Raw genomic sequence first — 23197 nt, forward strand, 5'->3', positions numbered from 1 at the left:
ATTTCTATTAAGAATCTTTCTAAACAAAGGTAATTATTCGACTTTTATCAAACCCGATTCATGCGCTATTAAAACTTCCGTAAGAAGGAATAAAAGGTCCGTAAAGTGTGAAAAAAGCTATTCCACATCACAAGGTATTTTTTAGCTTACTCGGTGGGATTCCAAATTTACGTTTAAAGGCGTCCGAAAAATGGCGTTGATTTTTGTAACCAACCAAATCAGAAACTTCACCGATCGTTCGATCTTCATCTAAGATCAGTTTCTTGGCATGTTCCATTTTTGCGTCATGCCAAAAACCAAAAACAGTCATACCAAAGAGCTCCTTAAAACCTTTTTTCAATGTGAATTCATTGGTACCCACCAGATGCGCGAGATTGACCAGTGTACTATTGGTGTCCATATTTTTTAAAAGAAACTCACGAACGGCATATATCTTATCGATATCGGCTTTTTTTAACGAAACTGCTACAAAATCCTCCTCCTGAAACTGTTCCAATTGAAGAAGCAAGAGCTCCATAATCTTTGCTTCCAGGAAAATTTTCTTAAAAATTCCCTTTCGTTGACAATTGATTATATCGTCGATAATTTCATGCATATCGTGAGTAATCCGTCTATGCATATCGGTCAGCAACCCCGATTTACCACAGTCAATGGCATTCCGAAAATCTGCAAAGAATTTAGAATCTTCGGGCAGGAATCTTTTAAAAAATTCGGGCGATAAGTTTATTTCACATAACTGAAATTCCTGATTCCCCCACTCCATCTGACCACACATTGAATTTCCGTAAATAATATTATGCTGGTAGGTCTCGAAATTTACACCTGAGGGCATCATTTCGCCGCTCGCCTGACTATTGCCTTTTAAGGCAAAGTGCATTTCAACTGTTTCAAAATCACTTTCAAAACGAAACCGCATCCGTTTAAATAACTGCGCATGACCGTAACCAATATGAATACCATCGAAGAAAACCTCCTTATAAAAACCTTTTCCGAATGTAGTATCTAAATGTGTTACAGATTCATAAATTCCCGTGTCGACAGAAAAGCAGGTACTTGGGTAAGTCCGCTCCAATAATAAACTGGGTGAATCAATATCATATAATCTTAGTGCCATTTTTAATTCCTTTTAGGATTCAAATAGTCCTACGCACATTAGGCAATATACCTTAACAAAAATATTCCCTTCGACGGACATTTTACTCCTTTATGCAGACGCCATAACAATAGAATGCCTGCTATCTTTGACTAAAGTATAAAATTATTTAGAATCATTCTTAATTATTTTAAAAATAATTCACTATGGATACAAATAGAAATCAGGATATGGCAGACAACTTTCCACTCATCCAGGATAGCATTTATAATAACATCAAGATTGCCAATCCAAATGCAACGAAACATGATATTATTTTAGCCGCAGAAAAAGCGAAAGTCTTAGATTTCGCCTGGGAATTTCCAAAGGGGCTCGACACATGGATTGATGATAGCAGATATCCTTTATCCAGCATACAACAACAACAAATCCAACTGGCCCGTAAATTTTTAAGGGCATTGTCGTAATGACAATGCCCTCCTTATGCTATGCCGGGTAGCGTACCGGGGTGGCATAACTATTTAATCACCTCTGTTTACAATAACCAGCCCTTTACGAGATCGTTATGTTTCTTGACCCATTCTTTTGCCGTAGATGCTTTGTCCTGGCTTCCCTGCATTTGTGACAACAAATCAGCCATTGTTGATTCATTGAAGTAGACTTTGGAGAAAAATCGGGCTAGCTCCGGCTGCTCAATGTTAAAGTCCCCCCTTGCAAAAATTTTAATTTGCTCGGCATCACCCAATGTCTTTTTGGGGTCATCCAAAAACTTCAATTTCATTTTAGCAAACATCCAATGCGGTTGCCAGCCCGCTACCACAATCCAACGTTTTGCTTTGATCGCGTTTTGCAGTTCCGTAATCATAGCTACGGTAGATGAGTTCACATGCTTATAATCGAGGCTATAATCTTTGATCACCTGATCCACGGCACGTGTTATTCCAGCTCCCTTTTCTATACCAATGATCCTTCTATCAAACTCTTTTTCATGTTTTTTCAACTCTTCAATTCCATCAATTGTTACGTAATCCGGTACAACAAGTCCATTTCGCGCATCGTTATAACTCGTTCCAAGCTCTTCAATATTTGGGAATTTAGCCACTTTACTTCCATGGGTCAATGGTAGCCAGACATCCATATATAGATCTGTATCGCCATTGTTCATGGAGGCTAAGATCATATCTGGCGTAGCCCGCTGGATAACAACATGATACCCCTTTTCTTCCATAATAACTTTTGCGACCTCTGTCATTGCGACTCCTTCGGCCCAGCCATCGACCATACCGATATGAATAATATTTTTATTCCGGCCTGTGCTGCATGACGCAAGCAACAACACCATCAGACACAATACCATACTTTTTATTTTCCTCATACTATGCTTTCTTTTTTACAAAGCCCTGTGTGATTCGATCCAAAATAATAGCGAGAATCACAACGGACAAACCACTTTCAAAACCAAGACCAATATCCAAGTTGTTAATACCTTCAAGCACTTTTTCTCCTAAGCCACCAGCAGCAATCATTCCGGCAATAACAACCATCGATAAAGACAGTAATATGGTCTGATTGATCCCTGCTAAGATTGTTTTTGTAGCCAAGGGCAGCTCTACTTTAAATAAGATCTGACTATTGGTTGCTCCAAATGAACGTGCAGCTTCCACGATATCTTTTGGAACCGCATCAATCCCTAAAGTCGTCAAACGGACGGCAGGTGGCATAGCGAAAATAATGGTAGCAAAAGCTCCCGGGACTTTACCGATACTAAAAAATAACACCGCTGGAATCAAGTAAACAAAGGCAGGCATCGTCTGCATTAAATCAAGTAAGGGCCGAATGATTTTCGCTGCTAGTTTATTCTTCGCGGCCCACACGCCCAAAGGAACTGATATAACCAATGCTGTCAGTGTAGCTACCAACACTAGGGCCAAAGTCTCCATCGTTGCAATCCAAAATCCCATCAGATAGATCAATGTTAATCCCACCAATGTTGTCAATGCAACCCCTTTTCCAGATTTCCACCAGGCTAAACCTGTAAATAATGCGATTATAATAAAAAAAGGTATTGTTGTTAGCACCCATTCCAGTCCAATAATGGATGCATTCCCCGTATTTTTTATCAAGTTAAAAAATGGTTCTAAATGATCTGTCAGCCAATTGACGGCTACAGCAATGTATTGTCCTATATCGATTACTTTATTCATTTCTACTGATTATTTGCTTTCTCTTTTAATTCAATAATTTCTTCTTCATTATACTTTGTCGCTTCGATAATCAATGATGTCTGTGTTACGATCCCCAACAAACGATTATGTTCATTCACCACAGCAATTGGCGACCGGATCTCCGATATCAAGGGCAACATTTCTTCAACGGTCACCTCTTTTGATACAGTTGGAACGGTCGTATGTATAATGGATTCTACGGTAGGTTCCCTACGCTTTGCAGATTGAATGACTTCACTCATATGAACAAAACCAAGAAAAGTCTCATGAGCATCAACTACAGGGAGAATCTCAATTCCTGTCGACCGCATTTTACGTAGAGCCCCCTCAGGGCCATCTTTTTTGAAACGTACAACAGTAGGTTTCTCAAACATCAGTGAACCTGCCGAAATGATAGACTTGCGATCCACTTTTTCAACAAAGGCTTTAACATAGTCACTTGCTGGATTTGTCAAGATATCTTCCGCAGTACCGATCTGTTCGATGACACCATCCTTCATAATAGCAATACGATCGCCCAATTTGATTGCTTCATCGAGATCATGGGTAATAAAAACGATCGTTTTTTGTAAATTATCCTGCAACTCCAATAGCTGATCTTGCATTTCGGTTTTAATCAGGGGATCTAGTGCTGAAAATGCCTCATCCATCAGCAATACTTCGGGATCATTGGCAAGTGCCCGAGCCAGTCCAACCCGCTGTTGCATACCACCAGATAACTGAGACGGTAACTGTTGCTCAAATCCACTCAGTCCTACTACATCCAGCGCTTTCTGAGCTTTAGATTCCCGTTTTTCCCGTTCTTCCCCTCTTAGTTCTAAACCAAAAGCGGCATTGCTTAATACGGTATGATGTGGCAACAGACCAAACTTTTGAAAGACCATACTCATTTCTGTCCTACGGACTTCAAGAAGATCTTTATTATTTTTCCCTGTAATATCCTCTCCATTGATAAATACCTTTCCTGATGTGGGTTCGTTCAATCGATTAAGACAACGGAGCAGGGTAGATTTCCCACTGCCTGATAGTCCCATTATAACAAAGAATTCACCCTCGAAGATTTCAAAATTAGCTTTGTTGATTCCGATCGTGCAATCTGTCTTTGCCAAGATTTCCTTTTTGGAGAAACCCTCATTTAGTAATTTCAAAGCTTGCTTCTTCTGCTTTCCGAAAACAAGTACCAAGTCTTCAACTTTTACTTTTACCTTGCTAGTTTTATCCATTCTTTAATTTTTTTAAACATAAATAAACCATAAGGGCATGAGTAATCCACTAAGGCCATACGCCTACGCTATTTTCTTACAAATAAAAATATCCCTACAGTTGAGTTCGTTTGATCGAAATCTTACTCGTACAGTTCAATCAACTTATTAACTAACATACTTTACTCTCGGTTCGGTAAGAGCAATGATGAAAAAGAAACTAATCTTTTAAAGACGAAATGCTCCATTCAAAAAGCATCTCCAAAATATACTTCAACAAGTATAACGAACAACCTAGGCTGTGCCAGAGGCACAAAGCCATAGCGGAATAAACTCACGCCATTCTGTCTTTTGACAGTACAAAGGTACGAAAAATAAATTTAACGTCTTTTTCGGACCATATAAACCTATTTTACAACAACTTATAAAAACAAAAATGAGATCTGATTTTTTGAAGATAAAATCAGTAAACTTAGTAGCTAAAACAGCCTGTCTCGCAGCCCATATTGTACACATAATCCCTTTACCTTTTCCGCAAATGCCTGTCGATAATAGCTCGAAAGTTTACCGTCCGGACCAAACAATCGTTGGTATTTTTCCACGAGCTGTGGATAGTGTTTTTCAACCGCACGCATAACCAAAGTCCGATTATCAGCAGGGTCAGAACCATTAATGCCAAGGTATCTCTCCGTTTTGTTCAAAGCGAAGACAAATATGTCGCCTTTGGCCTTCCGAAAATCTTTTCCCCAACCAAATAAGTAGATAAATACGAGAAAAATAAGTGATATAGCACAAATAATTGCAAATATTTCATTTTCAATACCTAATAAAGGCATTTATTCATTACCTTTATACTATTGAAACAAAACTCAACCCCAGCCATGTTTATCGGCGCAGTCAAATGGTTCGACAATAACAAAGGATTTGGTACTCTTGCGTTACCTTCCGGAGAAGAACTCTTTGTGCATATACGCAGGTTTAAAGTTCCTCCAGAACATATTATTCAACCTGGAGAAGTTATTGTTGGCGATAAGAAACCCGACCCTAAAAGGAGCGGTTATCTCGCCCAGAACTGCAGAATTCTCAAAAGGCCCGAAGATTGGAAATTCGTCATCTCGCTCCTCGACAAAGAACACACCGTACTCCTCCCCGACAGCCACGGTCGAGAACAAAAGCATAACTTAACCTCATTAACAGCAAGACAACTTTTAAGAACCCAGCCCAGAGAACATATTGTGTCCATGCTGACCGCTAATTTTGATGTTCATTTTGATAGCTCAATTTTCATTTCCTATGCCGAATTGATCGACAAAAGCATTACTGGTGTTTTTGAGAAAGAAACCGCTTACGATATACTTTCCAAAGTGTTCGAATACTTTGGGAAACATGTCTCGCATCAAATTCTATTTCGCGTCTGGAAGGAAAGCATGTTTAGGTATATTGGCTATCCGGCGGAAGGTGACTACGAAATTCCTGAGCTTGTATTTAATCTGAATGCCACAGAAATCAATTGTGAGGATCTTGCCAGAATTAGCACCTACAGTTATGGAAAATCCTTTTGTACTGATTTTGTAAATGCACTATTTGACGATCTAGAAACAATGGATAAGCAAGATATCGAACCGCTGCTTCCATATATCGAGTTCCTAGAGAATGAGGCGTCTATCGAAAAAATACAGACGCTGCTGCAAGAATAGCTGAAACTATTTAATGTCGTAAAATCGGCATGCAATCCGCCCCAATATAATAAGCGAGATCATACAAAGAATCTAAACTATTGATTATCCTTCGTATGATAATAATTCAATATCTACGAAGGATAAGTTCTTAACCTAAAGATCTTTTAGTATGCTGTGCAGGTGGTTAAGAATGATTGACACCCATTCCACCATCCAAAACAGAATCAGCGCCAGTGATGTAAGATGCATGTTCACCACTCAGATAAACAACCATTTTAGCAACATCTTCCGCTGTACCTATCTTTTTGAGTGGAGACTCGGCCGCCAACTTATTCCAAATATTTTCGACAGTCAGCTGATCATAATTCTTGTTAAGAACATCCGTCCTAGTCGGACCTGGGCTCACCGTGTTTACACGAATTTTACGGTTTGCTTGCTCCATTGCTGCTGTTTTGGCAAAGGAATTAACGGCCGCTTTACTCGCTTGATAAATCGAACTCGCTGGCATATTTAAGGTAGCTACATTAGAAGAAAGAATAACGACAGACGCACCATTGCGAAGTAGTGGTATAAATCTGCTCAATGTAAAATATGAGCCTTTTAAATTGATATCCATTACTGCATCAAAATTCGCTTCTGATGCTTCACCAATAAAACCTCCTTCACCTGTAATACCAGCGTTGATAAATAGGACATCTATATATCCAAACCGATCTTTTATTTCCTGAGCAAGTTTTTCAATATCTTGCAGTATAGCCTGATCCGCCACGTAGGCTGTTGCTCCTATCCGCTCAGCAGCTAGATCAATAGCTTGCTTTCTTCTTCTGTAATAATAACTTGTGCTCCATTTTCGCAAAACTCCTTTGCTGTTGCGAAACCAATTCCACTATTTCCTCCCGTAACTAAGACGACTTTGTTTTCTAAATTTTCCATTGTTCTATTTTTTTGACAAATATATCGGGTATTTGATATACATTTGATACCAGTACAATAGAGTATACCAAAATTACCATGGAAAGAAATCAAGTAGAAGAACTAAGAGCATTACAGGACACCCTGTATTTTATAGGCGGAAAATGGCGTATTCCTATTATCAATTCACTATGCAACGGTAATAAACGGTTTCGAGAAATTGAACGAAGTATCCCCGGTATCACGACGCGTATGCTGTCCAAAGAATTGAAAGATATGGAACTCAACAAGCTTGTTAGCAGAAAAGTCTATCCGGACAGCCCTGTGCTAATTGAATACCTACCGACTGCCTATTGCCGGACATTTGGTAATATCATCCAAGAAATGATTAACTGGGGCCGAGAGCACAGAAAGGTGATTATTGAAGAATCTGTAGAATAGACTTTTGAGCTCTATTCTACAGATTTAAATCGAAGTGCAGTAAGACTGAGTTTATCACCATCCCCTTCCACTAAAGAAACAGTAATTTTGTAGCGCCCCGGAGCCTTAAATTTCATCCATCCCCAAGGGTACCAATTATACACAGAAGAGGCCGCTTGCTGATTCTGCACGATCTCCCCATCCGAGTTTTCGATCTTCCACACCACTCTCCCCTGCCCCGCATAATTTAGATCAATTTGATAATAGCCTGGCTTAACAATGTCTATAGCATACGTTAGTTTACTTTCATCAGTCCATTGCCCTACTTGAACCACATGCTTCCATTCACCGAATTTTTCCATCCAGGACTTTCCAGTTTTATTACATCCTTCAACTTCAGCAAAATCAACAGGCACAATTGTCTCCATGGCCGGATCAACTCCCAACATGTTATCAATAACGGGCATTTCCCGCATAACTACCTCAATGACAGAAACCAATGGATCGGGAGCTACACCTGGCGTATTGATTTTTAAGCATTTTCCATCGAACGTGTAATTCAAGGACTTTTTGCCGTTGGAAGTTAAAAGGCTAATCGACTTTATCCCTTTTGTTAGGCCCGGAACAAACAACTTTCCATTGGTCGGCCAATGATAGACCAACAATGAAATTTTACGTCCCTGTACAGTAGCATCTCCCCAGGGTAAGGCATGCCCCCAAGGTGAGGCCTGTGCGCCATAAACGGTCTCTGGATATTTTCGGATCCAGGCACCCGCACCGCGCAACGCTAAGCTCGCTGGCTCTGGAATAGTCCCGTCGGGTTTAGGTCCAACATTTAACATATAGGTCCCACCCCGGCCAATAGTCGACAATGTACGTGATAAGATCTCACGAGCACTCTTCCAATTATTGTCGTGCCAAGCATAACCCCAAGAATCGTTGGTTACATCTACTGCTTCCCAAAGCCCCGGAACATTCTGCCGCGGCACTTCCATATCTCCTAAAGTAGAATAATCACCGAGCCCGTGCCCAACTCGTCCTGACACATACGCCCCAGGTTGATTTTTATGAACCAATTCGACAAGTTTTTGTGCGTATTTCTTATCCATTCCACCTGGAGTATCGAACCAGACCAATTCTATCGGTCCATACTCCGTTGTAATCTGATTCACCTCAGGATAACATTTTTCCCAAAAATAATCATCAAATGTTTTCGGCTGACCAGCTGCATTCACCTTGGGGCCTCCATTTCCGCCAGAATAAGTCCAATCCTGATTTTGCGAATAATAAAAGCCAAAACCAATTCCCCCCTCTTTACAGGCTTTTGCGAGCTCAATCATTGGATCGCGCTTAAAGTCAGTCGCCTCAACAATATTAAAAGAATTCACCTTAGAATGAAACATTGAAAATCCATCATGATGTTTACTTGTAATCACGATGTAACGCATTCCCGCATCTTTTGCAAGCCGCACAATAGCTTTAGCATCAAAATGATCTGGACGGAAAGAACCCGCAGCAGCCATATAGTCCGCAACAGGGATATTGGCCATGCTCTTGTTCATGAGCCACTCCCCTATGCCATAAAACGTTTTTCCCTTCCAGGTATTTGCCAGCTGCGAATAGATTCCCCAATGGATAAACATCGCATATTTGCCTTCACGAAAAAGTTTCCCTCTATTTTGGGCGATCGGTTTATTTCCCCCTTCACCATTCCACATCTGTTCCATCTGTTGCGCTGAAACCTGGTTCGCAACCAACCCCGCCAGTGCTAAACAAAACAATATCTTTTTAACACCTATTTTTAACATCTTAGACTTTTGGCAAGTTATAACCATTATGATAAACTTTCGCCAGGTACTTGTCTGCATCCTTATCATTGAAACTGCGCTTTTGTTTGTCCCAGAACAATTTCTTTTTGGCCCGATAAGCAATATTTCCCATTTGTGAGAATATCGCGATATGTGCCCCAGCTTCTATCGGAGCATGTAAACCTTCCACGGATTTCTTTCTAACTGCTTCTACAAAATTCACCATATGCTTGTCCAATCCATTGTCCTGTGAACGTTGAAAAGAGACAGCATCCATTCGCCCTTTCTCCGGAATAACTTCCCAACCCTCACGATTGACCACCAAGGTACCATTATTGCCAATGAAAGCAACTCCGTGAGTCTTTTGGTAAGGACCCAAATCTATACCTGTTGCCTGCTCCCATTGAACATTAAATCCATCAAACTCGTATACCGTTGTTAAACTATCTGGCGTTTCAGCAGCATCGTCAGGATAAGCAAATTTACCTCCAGCAGCCATAACCGAAACAGGATCTGATACTTTCATTCCAATTAGCGCATAATCCAACATATGTACCCCCCAATCGGTCATCAAGCCACCCGCATAATCCCAATACCATCTAAAATTGAAGTGAAAACGATTGGGATTAAATGCACGTTTTGGTGCTGGCCCCAACCATTTATCATAATGTACTCCCGCAGGAACAGGAGCGTCTGCCTGAACCGGGATACTCTTCATCCAACCTTGGTAAGCCCAAGCCTTAACAAGACGTATTTTCCCCAATTTTCCGCTATGAACAAAATCCATCGCATCTCTGAAATGTTGTTGGCTTCGTTGCCACTGCCCAACCTGTACAACGCGCTTATGCTTTTTAGCAGCTGCAACCATAATTTCACATTCCCGAATGGAGTTTCCAATCGGTTTTTCGACATACACATCTTTTCCGGCCGCAACAGCATCAACCATTTGCATACAATGCCAATGATCGGGGGTAGCGACAATAACAACATCAACGTCATTTGCTTTTAGGAGGTCTTTATAATCGATGTAAGTCTTCACATTGATATTGCGTTTCTTTAATTCCTCAGCTCGATTTCCCAAAACATTTTCATCGACATCACATAATGCCGTACACTGCACTCCTGGTACTTTCAAGATGGCGTTCAGATTGGACCAACCCATTCCGTTTGTACCGATCAGCCCTACACGAACCGTATCAGCTTGAAAACCGAATACTTTCGTCTGTGCAAAAAGCGCCGATGCAGCCAATAGACTCGTATTTCGTATAAATTCTTTTCTCTTCATTCTTTAGTTTGGTTTATATTGATATTGTGTATTCATTACTAGGAAGACGATTATCTTGGGATCCCCCCTAGTGAGATTACTAATATAACATTTAGTCTTTAGGATGAAGAATATTAATCCAAACAAAATGGCTGAAATAAAGGACTTTGAATACCGTAGATAATTTCTATATTTGTTAAAAACAAGCATAAAACCATGGGCCGAAGAACTTGTCTTTCTCCTCCAGCAAAATAATATAGCGCAATGTCAAACGAATAATGGCTTCCGATCAGGAGCAAATTCGGATGATATAAGGATTAACTATTTATTTAGCTTTTAAATTTCCCTTTATGGGAAAGACATTTCTCTTATGAAAAAATCATATTTAGTACTTCATACCGCAGTACTGCTCGCAGGCTTCACCGGTGTTTTCGGCAAGCTCATTACGCTCAATCAAATACCACTCGTCTGGTTTCGGGTCTTACTTTCAACAATCATCTTATTCATCGTTCTCAAATTATTCAAAATTGAGCGTTTAAAATCCACTAAAGATGCGTTTAAAATTGCGAAAGTCGGCGTACTAATCACTATCCACTGGATATTTTTTTATGGTAGCATCAAGTTTTCCAACATTTCCATTGGCGTTGTTTGCTATTGTCTGACCAGTTTCTTTACCGCTGTATTAGAGCCAATCATCAACAAGAAAAGATTTAGCGCAGTGCAGCTCATGTTAAGTATGCTGACATTGATCGGAATCAGTTTAATCTTTCATTTTGATAGCTCTTATCAACTTGGGATTATTTTGGGTGTAATTTCAACTATTTTTGCGGCTCTATATACCATTTACAACGAGCGATTAGTCAAACAATATGATAGTAAATTGCTCAATTTTTATCAGATGCTCAGTGGCACCATTGTATTGGGATTTGGGCTGCCCATTTTCTATTATCTATTTCCTACCGAACGTTTTATACCGAGCTTTTCTGATGGGGTCTATTTAATCTTGCTGGCTTTATTTTGTACAGTTGGCCTTTATGTTCTTTTTGCTGAATCACTCAAGAAGTTATCTGCATTTACGGTCAATTTGAGTTTCAATCTCGAGCCCATCTATTCAATTATCATTGCTTTTTTATTCTTCAACGAAGGCAAACAAGTCAATGCTTCCTTCTATGTTGGACTCGCTCTTGTACTCGTTTCTGTTCTTCTCCAAACGATGCGCTCTATCAGAAAAAAAGCTTAATAGTTCCTTATTCCATAGGCAAACATCGCATTGATTGCCTATGGAACCTCTATTTTAACATGAAGGAAAAAATTAATTTTCATCACATTTCTTAGACAGATGGTATCTTTGTCAGACTCGCAATATGTTGTCCGGCTTTCATGCCGGAGAAAATACATCCTCCCAAAAACGTGCCTTCCAGTGCCCGATAGCCGTGCATCCCGCCACCACCAAATCCCGCCACCTCACCCACAGCATACAAGCCCTTTATCACCTCGTCATCCTTTGTTAGTACTTGTGCTTGGAGATTCGTTTTAAGACCGCCTAAGGTTTTCCGGGTCAGTACATGGAGACGTACCGCAATGAGCGGTCCATTTTCTTGCGCCAGGATTTTATGAAGGGCTGCCACTCGGCCTAATTTATCACCACGGTAATTCCGTGTATTCCGGATATAATTCACTTGCGTGTCTTTTGAGAACTTATTATCTACTTCCCGGTCACGCGCTTCAATTTGCGATTTAATTGCTTCATAGTCCAATAAATCCTCCCCTGTCAAACGATTCATACGAGCTACCAGATCCTTTAGATTGTCCGAAACAATAAAATCAGATCCTTTTTCCTTAAAGGCCTCAACGGGCCCGGGAGCATTTTTCCCAAAAATGCGTTTCAAAAATAACCTATAATCCTTGTTGGTAATATCTGGATTCTGTTCTGAACCCGAAAGAGCAAACTCTTTTTTGATTATCTTCTGCGTCAGAATAAACCAGGAATAAGAAAAGCCTGTCTCTTGCAGATGCTTGAGTGTACCCAAGGTATCAAATCCAGGCAAATAAGGCGCAGGAAGTCTGGTACCGCGGGCATCAAACCACAGCGAAGAGGGCCCAGGCAAGATACGGATGCCGTGGTTAGGCCATATTGGATTCCAATTTTCAATCCCTTCCGTATAATGCCACATGCGATCGCGGTTTATCATATGAGCCCCGACCTCTTCCGCAATTCCGATCATTTTTCCATCGACATAGGCGGGAACACCTGAAATCATTTGTGCCGGTGCTTTCCCTAATCGTTCAGGCCAGTTTTCGCGTACCAATTGATGATTTGCGCCGATCCCTCCAGAAGCAATAACGACCTGATCTGCATAATATTCAAACGCTGCAAGAATAGTTCTGTTGGTTGCAACACCCCTTGCCTGGTGATCGTCTGCCAATATATCACCTCCAATTCCAATTACCGCACCATCTTGCGTTAGCAATTTTGTTACGCGATGTCGAAAGCGAAACTGCAGAAGACCTTTTTCCTGCGCAGCATAAGCTTTATCCACAAAAGGTTTCACAACTCCGGTTCCGGTCCCCCAACTGACATGAAATCTAGGAACCGAATTACCATGCCCCGAGGCCGAGCCATCACCGCGCTCCGCCCAACCGACCATAAACATCAGCTTTATACCAAGCTTAGCGATGTAGGCAGACTTTTCTTCTGTTGCAAATTTCAAGTAGGCCTCAGCCCATTGTCGTGGCCAATAATCCTCCTCGCGGTCAAACCCGGCAGTCCCCATCCAATCCTGTCGGGCTAGTTCATAAGAATCCTTAATCCCCATGCGACGTTGTTGTGGCGAATTGATAAGAAAAAGTCCCCCGAAGGACCAATAGGCCTGTCCCCCTAGATTTTCTTCCGTTTCCTGATCTACAAGAAGCACTTTCTTACCAGCATTGGTGACTTCCATTGCTGTCGTAAGTCCTGCTAAACCCGATCCAATAATAATCACATCAGGTTTAAATTGTTCTACTTTTTGCATTGTTATTCTTTTACCGAACAGCTATCCCAATAAAAATGTGATTGCTCACAAGACCAACTGCCTTATATAAATTTACTAGTTTGAGCAGGATTGCACAAGAAAAACTTAACAGGAATCCCGCGGTCCTTTCCTTAAAAAAACACCCAATGACATATCACAAAAATGATAGAATAACCTAATTTAAATTATTTTAATAATAAAAATCAGGGTTATAACTTTGTGCTATCAATCATTAAAATAATAATAAGCGCCATTTCCAACAGATTTATTTGATAAAAAAGGCGCATTAGCGTAATAAATAATTTTAATAGGAAACATAAAAAAAATGGAATACAGAAAATTAGGAAAAACAGATTTAGAATTATCGGCAATTACTTATGGAGCTTTCGCCATTGGCGGCAACATGTGGGGCGGAAATGAAAAGAAAGATTCTATTGATTCTGTAAAAGCATCGATCGACAATGGTGTCACTACATTGGATACAGCCCCTTTTTATGGATTTGGTTTAAGTGAAGAAATGATCGGTGCGGCAATACAGGGTTATGATCGGACCAAAATACAGCTATTGACCAAATTTGGTTTGGTATGGGACGGCAGTAACCAAGGAAAAGGTGAATTTTTCTTTGATGCAGAAGAAGCTGGTAAAACTATTCCAGTTTATAAATATTCGTCAAAAACCAGTGTAATTCATGAAGTAGAGAATAGCCTAAAACGCTTACGTACGGACTACATCGATCTACTTCAGATTCACTGGCCAGATAGCACGACCCCGATTTCGGAAACGATGGAAGCCTTGGATCTTCTTTTACAACAAGGTAAGATCCGTGCCGCCGGCGTCAGCAATTATAGTGTCGATCAAGTTTCAGAAGCACGGAAGAACCTCAACATTGCAAGTAATCAAGTTGGTTACAGTATGCTAAACCGAGGTATCGAAAAGGACCTTGTTCCTTATGCAAAGGAAAATGATCTAGGTATCATTGTATATAGCCCTATGGAACGAGGTTTATTAACCGGTAAATATTTTAATACAGGTAAATTAAAAGAAAACGACCACCGCAATGGTTATTTCCAACAATTTGATCTGGCCAAGGTAAAGACTTTCTTGGATACCATCAGTCCAATTGCCACTAACAAAGGTGTAACACTTTCTCAATTGGTATTACGCTGGACCAGTCTACAGCCTGCGATCACTGTGGTTTTGGCAGGTGCTCGAAATGCAGAACAGGCCATAGCAAATGCGCAAGCCATCGATATCACGCTTACCGCCGAAGATCTATCATTTATCAATCTTGCCTTAGCAAAAATTTAACATTCAGCGATGAACAAATTCAATCAGTTGACAGTACTCCTTATGGGTGTACTGTCACTCACAGCATTGCAAAGCAATGCGCAAAATAAAACACTGCTGGTAGACCCAACAGATCGTACATGGTATCATGCTGCTTAGGATAAGAAGGACGAGAACACTATGGTCTTATTGTCGAAAAGTTATCGATAATCTTCATCAGAACCAAGGCTTCCTCAATCGGAGATGGATTTGGCCCGATACCGCGGAAATAATCTACCGTACGCGAAATCATCGGCAATTGAATATTTTCAGGATGATCAAATATAAATTCCTTCTCTCCATCTCTTGTTTTGACAACAACTGAATTTCCAAAAATAGAAAAAGTAATATGCCCAAGGCTTCCTACAATTTCAACCTTATCTACCTGGTTTTCTTTGGCAACATTAAAACACCAACTTCCATTGAAGACAAGCTGATTTTCAAACAAAATGGTTCCTGTGGTCTGATCAGCTACAGCACTTTCTTTATCCTGAATCAAGCTAAAACCATCGTATGAAACCGGCATTCCAAAAAAATAGAGCATCAAATCCAATTGATGTGGGGCTAAATCAAAGAAATAACCTCCTCCCGAAACAGCAGGATCAGTACGCCAATCTCCGCCACCTTTTGTCACTAGGTCGGGCATTCTACTCTGCCATAAACGCAATTGTACCGTCCTTAACTCACCAATTTCACCATTTCCAACAAGCTCCTTAACCTTCAGAAACAAAGGCAATTGCCGCCTATAATGTGCAACTACCAACTTCCCGTCTCTTTCTTTTACTTCCTGCAATAATTTTTCTGCTTCTATCGCATTTAACGTAACGGGCTTTTCAACATAAACAGATTTCCCTCTACGCAGGGCAGATACTGCATACGCGAGATGAGATGACGGTGGCGTTGCTACATAAATCGCATTGAGATCGATATTATCGAGCAAATCGTCCGCGTCTGAATACCACAAGGGTACTTGATGTCGACTAGCATAATCAGCAGCTTTCGTCGCATCTCTTCGCATTACGGCCATTAGCTGACTATTATTTATGCGATTAAACGCTGGTCCGCTTTTTTTTTCTGTGACATCACCACAGCCGATGATACCCCATACAATTTTAGGATTATCCATAAGTATATTCAAATTATTGCTAAGACTCTGACCAATAATCCCGATATCTGGCCAGCATTACAGTACATACATCGAAGTACTGGTCTGATTTCTTAGGGCTTTTCACGTCCCACAAATCGGTTTTTACCCAAAAGAAAACCGATTGCCCTTTCGATGTTTTTTCTTCGACTATCCGCAGTTTTTAAGGAAGAAATATAGCGGATAATTTCCTTTTGCTTTGATGGAGACAATCCATCGAATACCTGCAGAGCTTCCTTATTTAGTGCAAATGCTGCTTCGAGTTCGGGGTGAGGCAAAATAGTGCGGTCTTCCGGATCAAAAGCGATTGTTACGGCTAAGGTCTCACCGATTCGTTTCGGCGAATTCGACAATATAGCCGTGTTAATGTACAGTCTCCACTCCTCCTTAAACCGCAGCAACGTCTGAACATAATCCTTTTCATTCACTTTTCCTTTCACAGGAATATATCCCTTGTTTATTCCTGCATCCTTAAATAGGTTTTCAAGAATATCCGTAGGAACAAAAACAAAAGGATTGATACCAATAATTTCTAATTGTGCTTCAAAGGCAAACATGATATGATCAATTAGGTGATTAATTATGCTTCAGAATAGTATCGATATGCGTCAATTCATCCGTCGTAAAGTCCAACCTGTCCAGGGCCTTGAGGGAATCAACCAGCTGCTCACTATTTCTCGCCCCTACTAAAACCGAGCTTACGCGTTCATCTTTCAACAACCATGCAATTGCCATTTGTGCCAATGTTTGCCCTCTTTGTACCGCAAGATTATTCAACCGGTCGATCTTCTCCATTAATTCTGGAGTGATCATTTCACTTTTCAAAAAATGTTCTTTCGAAGCACGTGAATCCGCCGGAATGCCGCCGAGATATTTGTTGGTCAGCAGTCCCTGTGCCAAAGGAGAAAAAGCGATCGCTCCGATTCCTTCTGCCTGCAGCACATCCAAAAGTCCCTCCTCAGGTGTCCGCACCAGCATCGAATACTTAGGCTGATAAATAAGGCATGGTGTCCCCATAGCACGCAATAACGCAGCTGCTTTCTGAGCAAGATCAGGAGGATAATTGGACAAGCCTACATAGCAGGCCTTTCCTTGATGAACAATATCTCGCAATGCTGCCATTGTCTCTTCCAACGGTGTATTCGGATCAGGTCGATGATGGTAAAATATATCCACATAATCGAGACTCATCCGTTTTAAGCTCTGATGTAAACTGGCCATCAAATATTTACGGCTTCCCCAATCACCATACGGCCCCGGCCACATGGTATAACCCGCTTTAGTGGAAATTAAAAGTTCATCACGATAGCCCACAAAATCGGTACGCAATAGCTGTCCAAAGTTCTCTTCGGCACTTCCCGGAGGAGGACCATAATTATTGGCAAGGTCAAAATGGGTGATTCCACGATCAAAAGCGGTCAGCAAGGTTTTCCGGAATACAGCTTGAATATCGGTTTCGCCAAAATTTTGCCAAAGCCCCAATGATATGGCTGGCAAGAGAATACCACTCTTCCCACAGCGTCTGTAGGGCATATTCTGATATCGGTTTGGATTGAATGTCACGTTACAAAGTTTATACCTGCAAAATACAAAACTATTTCCAACAGTCCAGCGTATTTCCCGCTTTCGTCTTCTTTCGCAAACCTCTTTTTAACACTATATCATTTAACAGCAGGTCATGTTTCTAACACCAAATCGATTAGCAACAGGTCATGATAACCTTAGGAAAGCAGGCTTCGATGCATAATTCTTTTTGCATAGAAACGTATTTATATTGCATATAAAAAGCAATTTATCTAAGTTTGGTCTTATCCAAAAGCAAAGGGATTAATTAGACATAACATGATTGGCAGATTTTTCAGAAAATTCTATTTACATATTGTCATCTGGACCATATTACTGCTGTTGCCCTTTATAACGTATCTCTACCAGCCGGATAAGATCGCTGATTTCAAAGCCTATTCGGCGTTATCGCATTTAGTAAATATTGTATTCCTGGCTACTCATTTTTACTTGCATTGCTACGTTGTTGCGCCCACCTATTTTTTCGGTCGCAGAAAGATCTTTGTACTATTAATGGCACTTGGGTTTGCCACCTACGTAGCACTGAACTACAGCATAGTTTATTTTAATCCAGATGGAGAGCTTGCTCATCTGACGAAGGAAAATATTCTTTTTGTACGGTTGGTCATCGGCCCAGGCATTATTTACTCCCTTTGTATGATCACGTCTTCAATGATCTTCCTTTACGATGAGCAAGCGCGACAAAAGGAGCTCAACAAACAGATTGCGCTTGAAAAAACAACGGCAGAACTAACAATGTTAAAGCTACAGATCAGCCCGCATTTCCTATTCAATACACTGAACAATATCCGTTGGCTCATTCGTAAACAATCACCAGATTCCGAAGACACTATTGTTAAGTTATCCGAAATGCTACGCTATATACTTTACGAAGTAGACGGCCCCAAAGTCGAACTTTTTAAAGAGGTTGACCATATGCGCAATTTTATCGCCTTACAGACCCTTCGTCTTCCTATCCAAGGAAATGTAACACTTGATATCGAAGACAAGGTCAAAAATAGAATGATCCCCCCATTACTCTTCATACATTTTGTGGAGAATGCATTCAAATATGGCGTAGATAGCAAAACAGCTCCACAGATACAGTTTCAATTTCAGGAAACTCCGGGTGGCATTATCTTTATATCCCGTAATAGAATCTTACAACATACAGAACCGCGTCCAAACGAAGGTATAGGACTGACCAATGTACGCAGACGATTACAATTATTGTATCCCAATCGACATGACCTCAGCATCAGAAAAACCGATGTTGGAGATTTCGAAGTCACCCTCAAACTGATGACCGATGAAGATTAAATGTATACTCATAGATGATGAACCCTTCGCACTCAATATTTTAGAAGACGACTTATTGAATTTTGAGCAAATCGAAGTCGTCCATAAATTTAATGCGACGGCCGAAGCGGAAGAATATTTAAAAAATCACGCTATCGATCTGATTTTTCTGGATATTGAAATGCCCGATCAATTGGGCACGCAGTTTATTCGCGAGCTCGCTCCCCGACCCTTGGTTATCTTCACCACGGCCTATCACCAATATGCTGTTGAAGGTTTCGAGCTAAATGCTATTGATTATCTGCTTAAGCCGATCTCAAAAGAACGACTCGCAGCTGCAGTCCGAAAAGTGGAAGAGGGTATGCTGCTCCGTGCAAAACAGCTCCCCGAACAGGATCATATTATCGTTAATGTAGAATATAAAAAGACGAAAATTTTTCTCCATGAAATCAGCTACATCGAAGGCTTGAAGGACTATGTAAAAATATACCTGGTGGACCGTGAATCGCCCCTTCTTACGCGCAGCAACCTCCGTGGAATGGAAAAAATATTACCTACAATAGACTTCCTACGCATACATAATTCTTTTATTGTCAATAAAAATCGTATTGAGCAGGTCGCCCAAAGCAAACTCACCCTACCTGAAACCGCCCTTCCTATCGGTAAAAAATATATCAAAAATATTGAACAGTTTATCTAATGCTACCGCCACAAATTGAATCGATGCAATTATCCGTTCGTCTACACATTGGCCGCTTCGGTCTACAGATGATTGCATAGCTAAAAAATCCTTTTCAAATTTGTGTACTATCGAACAGCCTAATCCGCGTAGCCGGTAGAATAGCAAAGAAAAAATGAAAAGATTTATAGCAATAGCGCTAATGGCAACTGCGGTTGCTTCCGTACACGCTCAAGCCCCTGCAGGTGGTCGTCCTGCTTTCGCCATGTCCGAAGGTCAGCTCTCGGGCCAAATTGTGGACAACAACGGGAAACCTATCTCACAAGCTTCCGTGAATTTATTGAAGGTTATCAAGGATCAAGCTACAGGGAAAGAAAGGGAAATCCTGGTAAAAAGCACCAGCTCTTCAGAAAATGGAAAGTTCAATTTCGCAGCCATTTCACCAAAAGAAAAATGGAAACTAAAAATTAGTTCTGTAGGCTATGCGCCGATAGATCTTGCTGTAGACTATAGCGATAGCAAAACAACAAACAAAGATCTAGGTGCGATCAAATTGGACGATGACAACCGTAAACTCGATGAAGTTACCGTGACTGGCCGCAAGGCACTACTCGAAATGGACATCGACAAAAAAGTCTTCAATGTAGAGAAGAATATCGTTGCAGCTGGCGGTACTGCGATCGATGTACTCCGCAATATGCCTTCTGTACAAGTAGATATCGACGGAAACGTAAAACTGAGAAATGCAGCCCCTACAATTTTTGTCGATGGAAAACCTACAACGCTCACCCCCGACCAGATTCCTGCCGATGTGATCGATAAAATCGAAATTATCACAAATCCATCTGCCAAATACGACGCTTCCGGAAGTATGGCCGGTATCCTCAACATTATCCTGAAGAAAAATAAGAAAGCTGGATACAATGGTATGGTCACCTTAGGTGGAGACCGCTTTGGTGGAACCAACTTTATGGGTAGTTTAAATCTGCGTCAAAATAAATTCAATATCTCACTGACGGGAATGAATATGCGCATGCGGACCAACACCGAGGGCGACAGCCACCGTACAAGTACAATTAATGGCATAGAATCAACAGTAGATCAAGATATTGAAGGCAAAACAAAAGGTATGATTACTTTTGGCCGGCTCGGCGTAGATTACGACTTAAGTCCCAAAACAACGCTATCTGTAGCCGGCGTATTGGTTCAGGGTAAATTTAAGCCGAATGAGAACTCGTCGATCTTAACCACCTCTGGCAATAGCGAATCACGCAGCGATCGGATTTCCGAGTCTGAAAGAAGCTTTAAACCACGGGGGTTGCAGGCAGGTCTTGTTCAAAAATTCAAAACTGAAGGCGAGGAATTGTCTGTGGATTTCAATTATTTCGGCGGCAGCAACACATCCAATGGTTTATACACCACCAATTACCGCAATGCAAGCAGCGAAATCAGCGGAACTCAGATTCAAAAAAACATCGGTTCCGGTGATAATAAGTTCATGACTGTGCAGGCAGATTATGTCAAACCATTCAAAAATGGCATGAAACTCGAAACTGGTGTGCGTGCACAGATCAATAAACTCAAAAATCTCAACAATAATTCCTTAAAAGCAGTAGGCGAAGATGATTTTGAGAATATAACCGCAGCATCAGCTAACTATAACAATAAAAACAGCGTCTACGCAGCCTATGCCTCACTTGGAGGAAACCTCAAGGACTGGGTATCCTATAAAATTGGGCTGCGCGCAGAAAGTTCAACGTACGACGGTGAACTTTTGAATACAAACGAAAAGTTCCACAACAAGTATCCCCTGAGCTTATTTCCTTCTTTGTTCTTGAGCAAAAAGCTAACCGAAAAAGACCAAATACAGATGAGCGTAACCCGTCGTGTCAACCGTCCGAACTTCTTTCAACTCATCCCATTTGTTGATTACACGGATAGCTTGAATATTACACGCGGTAACCCTGACCTTGTTCCTGAATTCACAACATCCGGCGAACTTTCCTACAGCCGTACACATGGAAAAGGTACATTTTTGGCAACAGTATACTATAAACGCACAAACAATCTAATTACACGTTACCTGACACAGGAACTCAATCCGGTAACGAACAAAATGGATTTCATTAATACCTATATCAATGCCAATTCCAGCAAGAATTATGGGGCAGAATTTACTTATACCAATAATCTCAAAAAATGGTGGGATCTGACTGCAGACCTCAACTTCTACAATTCCAAAATTGAGGTGGATGAGAAAACGCCTTCGGAAGGTATGTGGACAGTATTTGGAAAACTGAACAATACATTCAACCTACAGAAAAACTGGAATCTACAGCTAGCCTTTGAATATCAAGGCAAAACAAATATGCCAGTGACACAGGGACAAACATTCGGTCCACCAATGAACCAGGCGCAAAGCTCTTCACAAGGCTATATCAAACCATTCTATGGTATCGACTTTGCCATCAAGAAAAGCTTCTTGAAAAATCAGGCTGCCTCAGCAACATTGGCCATCAACGATATCTTCAGAACACGTGGCAATACCATTGTTTCATCGGGTGAAGGGTTCTCTCAAACCTATTATCGACTTTCTAATCCACAGTTGATCAAATTGAATCTTTCCTACCGTTTTGGAAAAATGGATATGAATATGTTTAAGAAAAACAAAAACCAGAATTCAATGGAAGGCATACAAATGCAATAACATGTGGATCATATCACAATCAAAAGCGGGTATTTCTTGTAGGAAATACCCGCTTTTTTATTAAACTGCGTCAAAGACTAGACGACTGTATTGGATATATTCTTCTTTTCAAGTATTTCAACAATCTCCAGTAGATCATCAATCACATAATCTGGATTTGCCGATCTGAGTTGAGCCGCATCATGTGCACCTGTTGTTATACCAATACTCAAAGCACAACCCGCTTGTTGCCCCTCCTGTATATCGATGATGGAATCTCCAATTTTCATCACCACACTCGAATCGGTAATTTCAAATTTTTGCATGGCCATATCAATCATATCTGGATAAGGTCTGTTTCGAGGTACATCAGAAGCAGTAATTAACGCATCTACATCTTTGCCAACTTTCCAATTAAGCTTCTCCAAAAGTGACTCGGCTGTCTTACGATCATAGCCCGTATTGAGCACACGCAAGATATCCCGCTCTTTCAAGATTGCAAATAGTTCTTCCGCATTCGCATTAGGGTAAATTTCCTCGACTTCATAAGCGTGTTCCAAGTCTTTCAAAAACAAAGTAAACATCCGTTGAGCCAATTCATCATCATCAACATCCAAACTATTTTTGAGTACAGTCTTGATCGCCTGTAGCTTCTCCTTACCTGCAGCATGGGCCAATACCTCTGTTAATGTCAGTTCGTATCCCCCTACCGTATTTATTGCATTTCTAAGCGTCTTATAAACAATATTATTTTCGTTCACTGTCGTACCTGCCATATCAAATACGACCATCTTGATGGCTTCTTTCATTTTATTCAATCTAAAAGTTTAGCAAAAATAAAAAAATGTTAAATAAAACTAAACAACACTATGTTAATTTATT

General features: G+C 40.7%; 23 protein-coding genes. 9 read left to right on the forward strand and 14 right to left on the reverse strand.

Annotated features, from left to right (window positions below; translation table 11 throughout):
* Positions 1 to 127 precede the first annotated feature (127 nt).
* Entirely contained in the window at positions 128 to 1114 is a 987-nt protein-coding gene (locus K2F45_RS18615) for a helix-turn-helix transcriptional regulator (protein ID WP_248932028.1), read from the reverse strand.
* Between the two features lie 185 nt (positions 1115 to 1299).
* Between K2F45_RS18615 and K2F45_RS18620 the strand changes: the two genes are divergently transcribed.
* On the forward strand, positions 1300 to 1560 hold the full coding sequence (locus K2F45_RS18620) for a hypothetical protein (protein ID WP_046675378.1): 261 nt from the start codon (positions 1300 to 1302) through the stop codon (positions 1558 to 1560).
* 68 nt (positions 1561 to 1628) lie between these two features.
* On the opposite strand, the gene K2F45_RS18625 is transcribed toward K2F45_RS18620, so the two are convergent.
* From K2F45_RS18625 to K2F45_RS18640, 4 genes are all read right to left on the reverse strand, one after another.
* Complete coding sequence (locus K2F45_RS18625; RefSeq protein WP_248932029.1) at positions 1629 to 2468, reverse strand: glycine betaine ABC transporter substrate-binding protein; 840 nt, start codon at positions 2466 to 2468, stop codon at positions 1629 to 1631.
* Position 2469: 1 nt separating this feature from the next.
* A complete protein-coding gene (locus K2F45_RS18630) occupies positions 2470 to 3297 on the reverse strand; it encodes an ABC transporter permease (RefSeq protein ID WP_075993479.1) in 828 nt (275 codons plus the stop codon).
* Positions 3298 to 3299: 2 nt separating this feature from the next.
* On the reverse strand, positions 3300 to 4541 hold the full coding sequence (locus tag K2F45_RS18635; RefSeq protein ID WP_159727732.1) for a quaternary amine ABC transporter ATP-binding protein: 1242 nt from the start codon (positions 4539 to 4541) through the stop codon (positions 3300 to 3302).
* Positions 4542 to 4999: 458 nt separating this feature from the next.
* The gene (locus K2F45_RS18640; protein WP_248932030.1) at positions 5000 to 5356 is read right to left on the reverse strand and encodes a hypothetical protein; all 357 of its coding nucleotides are present in this window, start codon (positions 5354 to 5356) and stop codon (positions 5000 to 5002) included.
* 21 nt (positions 5357 to 5377) lie between these two features.
* Between K2F45_RS18640 and K2F45_RS18645 the strand changes: the two genes are divergently transcribed.
* A complete protein-coding gene (locus K2F45_RS18645; RefSeq protein WP_248932031.1) occupies positions 5378 to 6217 on the forward strand; it encodes a cold-shock protein in 840 nt (279 codons plus the stop codon).
* A 166-nt stretch (positions 6218 to 6383) separates the two neighbouring features.
* On the opposite strand, the gene K2F45_RS18650 is transcribed toward K2F45_RS18645, so the two are convergent.
* A complete protein-coding gene (locus K2F45_RS18650; RefSeq protein ID WP_248932032.1) occupies positions 6384 to 7055 on the reverse strand; it encodes an SDR family oxidoreductase in 672 nt (223 codons plus the stop codon).
* Positions 6998 to 7132, reverse strand: coding sequence for an SDR family NAD(P)-dependent oxidoreductase (locus K2F45_RS18655; protein WP_248932033.1), 135 nt, complete (start codon positions 7130 to 7132; stop codon positions 6998 to 7000). Before K2F45_RS18655 ends, K2F45_RS18650 begins: the two co-directional genes overlap by 58 nt.
* 78 nt (positions 7133 to 7210) lie before the next feature.
* Between K2F45_RS18655 and K2F45_RS18660 the strand changes: the two genes are divergently transcribed.
* Positions 7211 to 7552, forward strand: a complete 342-nt coding sequence (locus K2F45_RS18660; RefSeq protein ID WP_159727742.1) for a winged helix-turn-helix transcriptional regulator — start codon at positions 7211 to 7213, stop codon at positions 7550 to 7552.
* An 11-nt stretch (positions 7553 to 7563) separates the two neighbouring features.
* On the opposite strand, the gene K2F45_RS18665 is transcribed toward K2F45_RS18660, so the two are convergent.
* On the reverse strand, positions 7564 to 9339 hold the full coding sequence (locus tag K2F45_RS18665; RefSeq protein ID WP_248932034.1) for an alpha-L-fucosidase: 1776 nt from the start codon (positions 9337 to 9339) through the stop codon (positions 7564 to 7566).
* Position 9340: 1 nt separating this feature from the next.
* A complete protein-coding gene (locus tag K2F45_RS18670) occupies positions 9341 to 10624 on the reverse strand; it encodes a Gfo/Idh/MocA family protein (RefSeq protein WP_248932035.1) in 1284 nt (427 codons plus the stop codon).
* A gap of 349 nt (positions 10625 to 10973) precedes the next feature.
* Between K2F45_RS18670 and K2F45_RS18675 the strand changes: the two genes are divergently transcribed.
* The gene (locus K2F45_RS18675; protein ID WP_248932036.1) at positions 10974 to 11843 is read left to right on the forward strand and encodes a DMT family transporter; all 870 of its coding nucleotides are present in this window, start codon (positions 10974 to 10976) and stop codon (positions 11841 to 11843) included.
* A gap of 91 nt (positions 11844 to 11934) precedes the next feature.
* On the opposite strand, the gene K2F45_RS18680 is transcribed toward K2F45_RS18675, so the two are convergent.
* Positions 11935 to 13617, reverse strand: a complete 1683-nt coding sequence (locus K2F45_RS18680) for an FAD-binding dehydrogenase (RefSeq protein ID WP_075993492.1) — start codon at positions 13615 to 13617, stop codon at positions 11935 to 11937.
* A 325-nt stretch (positions 13618 to 13942) separates the two neighbouring features.
* Between K2F45_RS18680 and K2F45_RS18685 the strand changes: the two genes are divergently transcribed.
* Both K2F45_RS18685 and K2F45_RS27380 read left to right on the forward strand, forming a co-directional pair.
* The gene (locus tag K2F45_RS18685; protein WP_248932037.1) at positions 13943 to 14926 is read left to right on the forward strand and encodes an aldo/keto reductase; all 984 of its coding nucleotides are present in this window, start codon (positions 13943 to 13945) and stop codon (positions 14924 to 14926) included.
* A 9-nt stretch (positions 14927 to 14935) separates the two neighbouring features.
* Positions 14936 to 15064: a hypothetical protein gene (locus K2F45_RS27380; RefSeq protein ID WP_276521425.1), complete on the forward strand. Its 129-nt coding sequence runs from the start codon at positions 14936 to 14938 to the stop codon at positions 15062 to 15064.
* Positions 15065 to 15083: 19 nt separating this feature from the next.
* Here the strand turns inward: K2F45_RS27380 and K2F45_RS18690 are convergent, their stop codons facing one another.
* The 3 genes from K2F45_RS18690 to K2F45_RS18700 all read right to left on the reverse strand — a co-directional run bounded on the left by K2F45_RS18690 (position 15084) and on the right by K2F45_RS18700 (position 17621).
* The gene (locus K2F45_RS18690) at positions 15084 to 16070 is read right to left on the reverse strand and encodes a Gfo/Idh/MocA family protein (protein WP_248932038.1); all 987 of its coding nucleotides are present in this window, start codon (positions 16068 to 16070) and stop codon (positions 15084 to 15086) included.
* Between the two features lie 92 nt (positions 16071 to 16162).
* Positions 16163 to 16645, reverse strand: a complete 483-nt coding sequence (locus tag K2F45_RS18695; protein WP_075993494.1) for a YdeI/OmpD-associated family protein — start codon at positions 16643 to 16645, stop codon at positions 16163 to 16165.
* Between the two features lie 19 nt (positions 16646 to 16664).
* Entirely contained in the window at positions 16665 to 17621 is a 957-nt protein-coding gene (locus tag K2F45_RS18700; RefSeq protein ID WP_248933807.1) for an aldo/keto reductase, read from the reverse strand.
* A gap of 309 nt (positions 17622 to 17930) precedes the next feature.
* On the opposite strand from K2F45_RS18700, the gene K2F45_RS18705 reads away from it, so the two are divergent.
* The 3 genes from K2F45_RS18705 to K2F45_RS18715 all read left to right on the forward strand — a co-directional run bounded on the left by K2F45_RS18705 (position 17931) and on the right by K2F45_RS18715 (position 22336).
* Positions 17931 to 18971 carry a sensor histidine kinase gene (locus K2F45_RS18705; RefSeq protein ID WP_248932039.1) on the forward strand — a complete coding sequence of 347 codons (1041 nt, stop codon included), beginning with the start codon at positions 17931 to 17933 and terminating at the stop codon, positions 18969 to 18971.
* Complete coding sequence (locus K2F45_RS18710) at positions 18961 to 19650, forward strand: LytR/AlgR family response regulator transcription factor (protein ID WP_075993497.1); 690 nt, start codon at positions 18961 to 18963, stop codon at positions 19648 to 19650. Before K2F45_RS18705 ends, K2F45_RS18710 begins: the two co-directional genes overlap by 11 nt.
* 154 nt (positions 19651 to 19804) lie before the next feature.
* Entirely contained in the window at positions 19805 to 22336 is a 2532-nt protein-coding gene (locus tag K2F45_RS18715; protein WP_088162294.1) for a TonB-dependent receptor, read from the forward strand.
* A gap of 77 nt (positions 22337 to 22413) precedes the next feature.
* On the opposite strand, the gene K2F45_RS18720 is transcribed toward K2F45_RS18715, so the two are convergent.
* Entirely contained in the window at positions 22414 to 23124 is a 711-nt protein-coding gene (locus K2F45_RS18720; RefSeq protein WP_075993499.1) for an HAD family hydrolase, read from the reverse strand.
* Between the last annotated feature and the right edge of the window lie 73 nt (positions 23125 to 23197).

Origin of the sequence: Sphingobacterium siyangense, assembly GCF_023277505.1 — a bacterium.
GTDB lineage: Bacteria > Bacteroidota > Bacteroidia > Sphingobacteriales > Sphingobacteriaceae > Sphingobacterium > Sphingobacterium siyangense.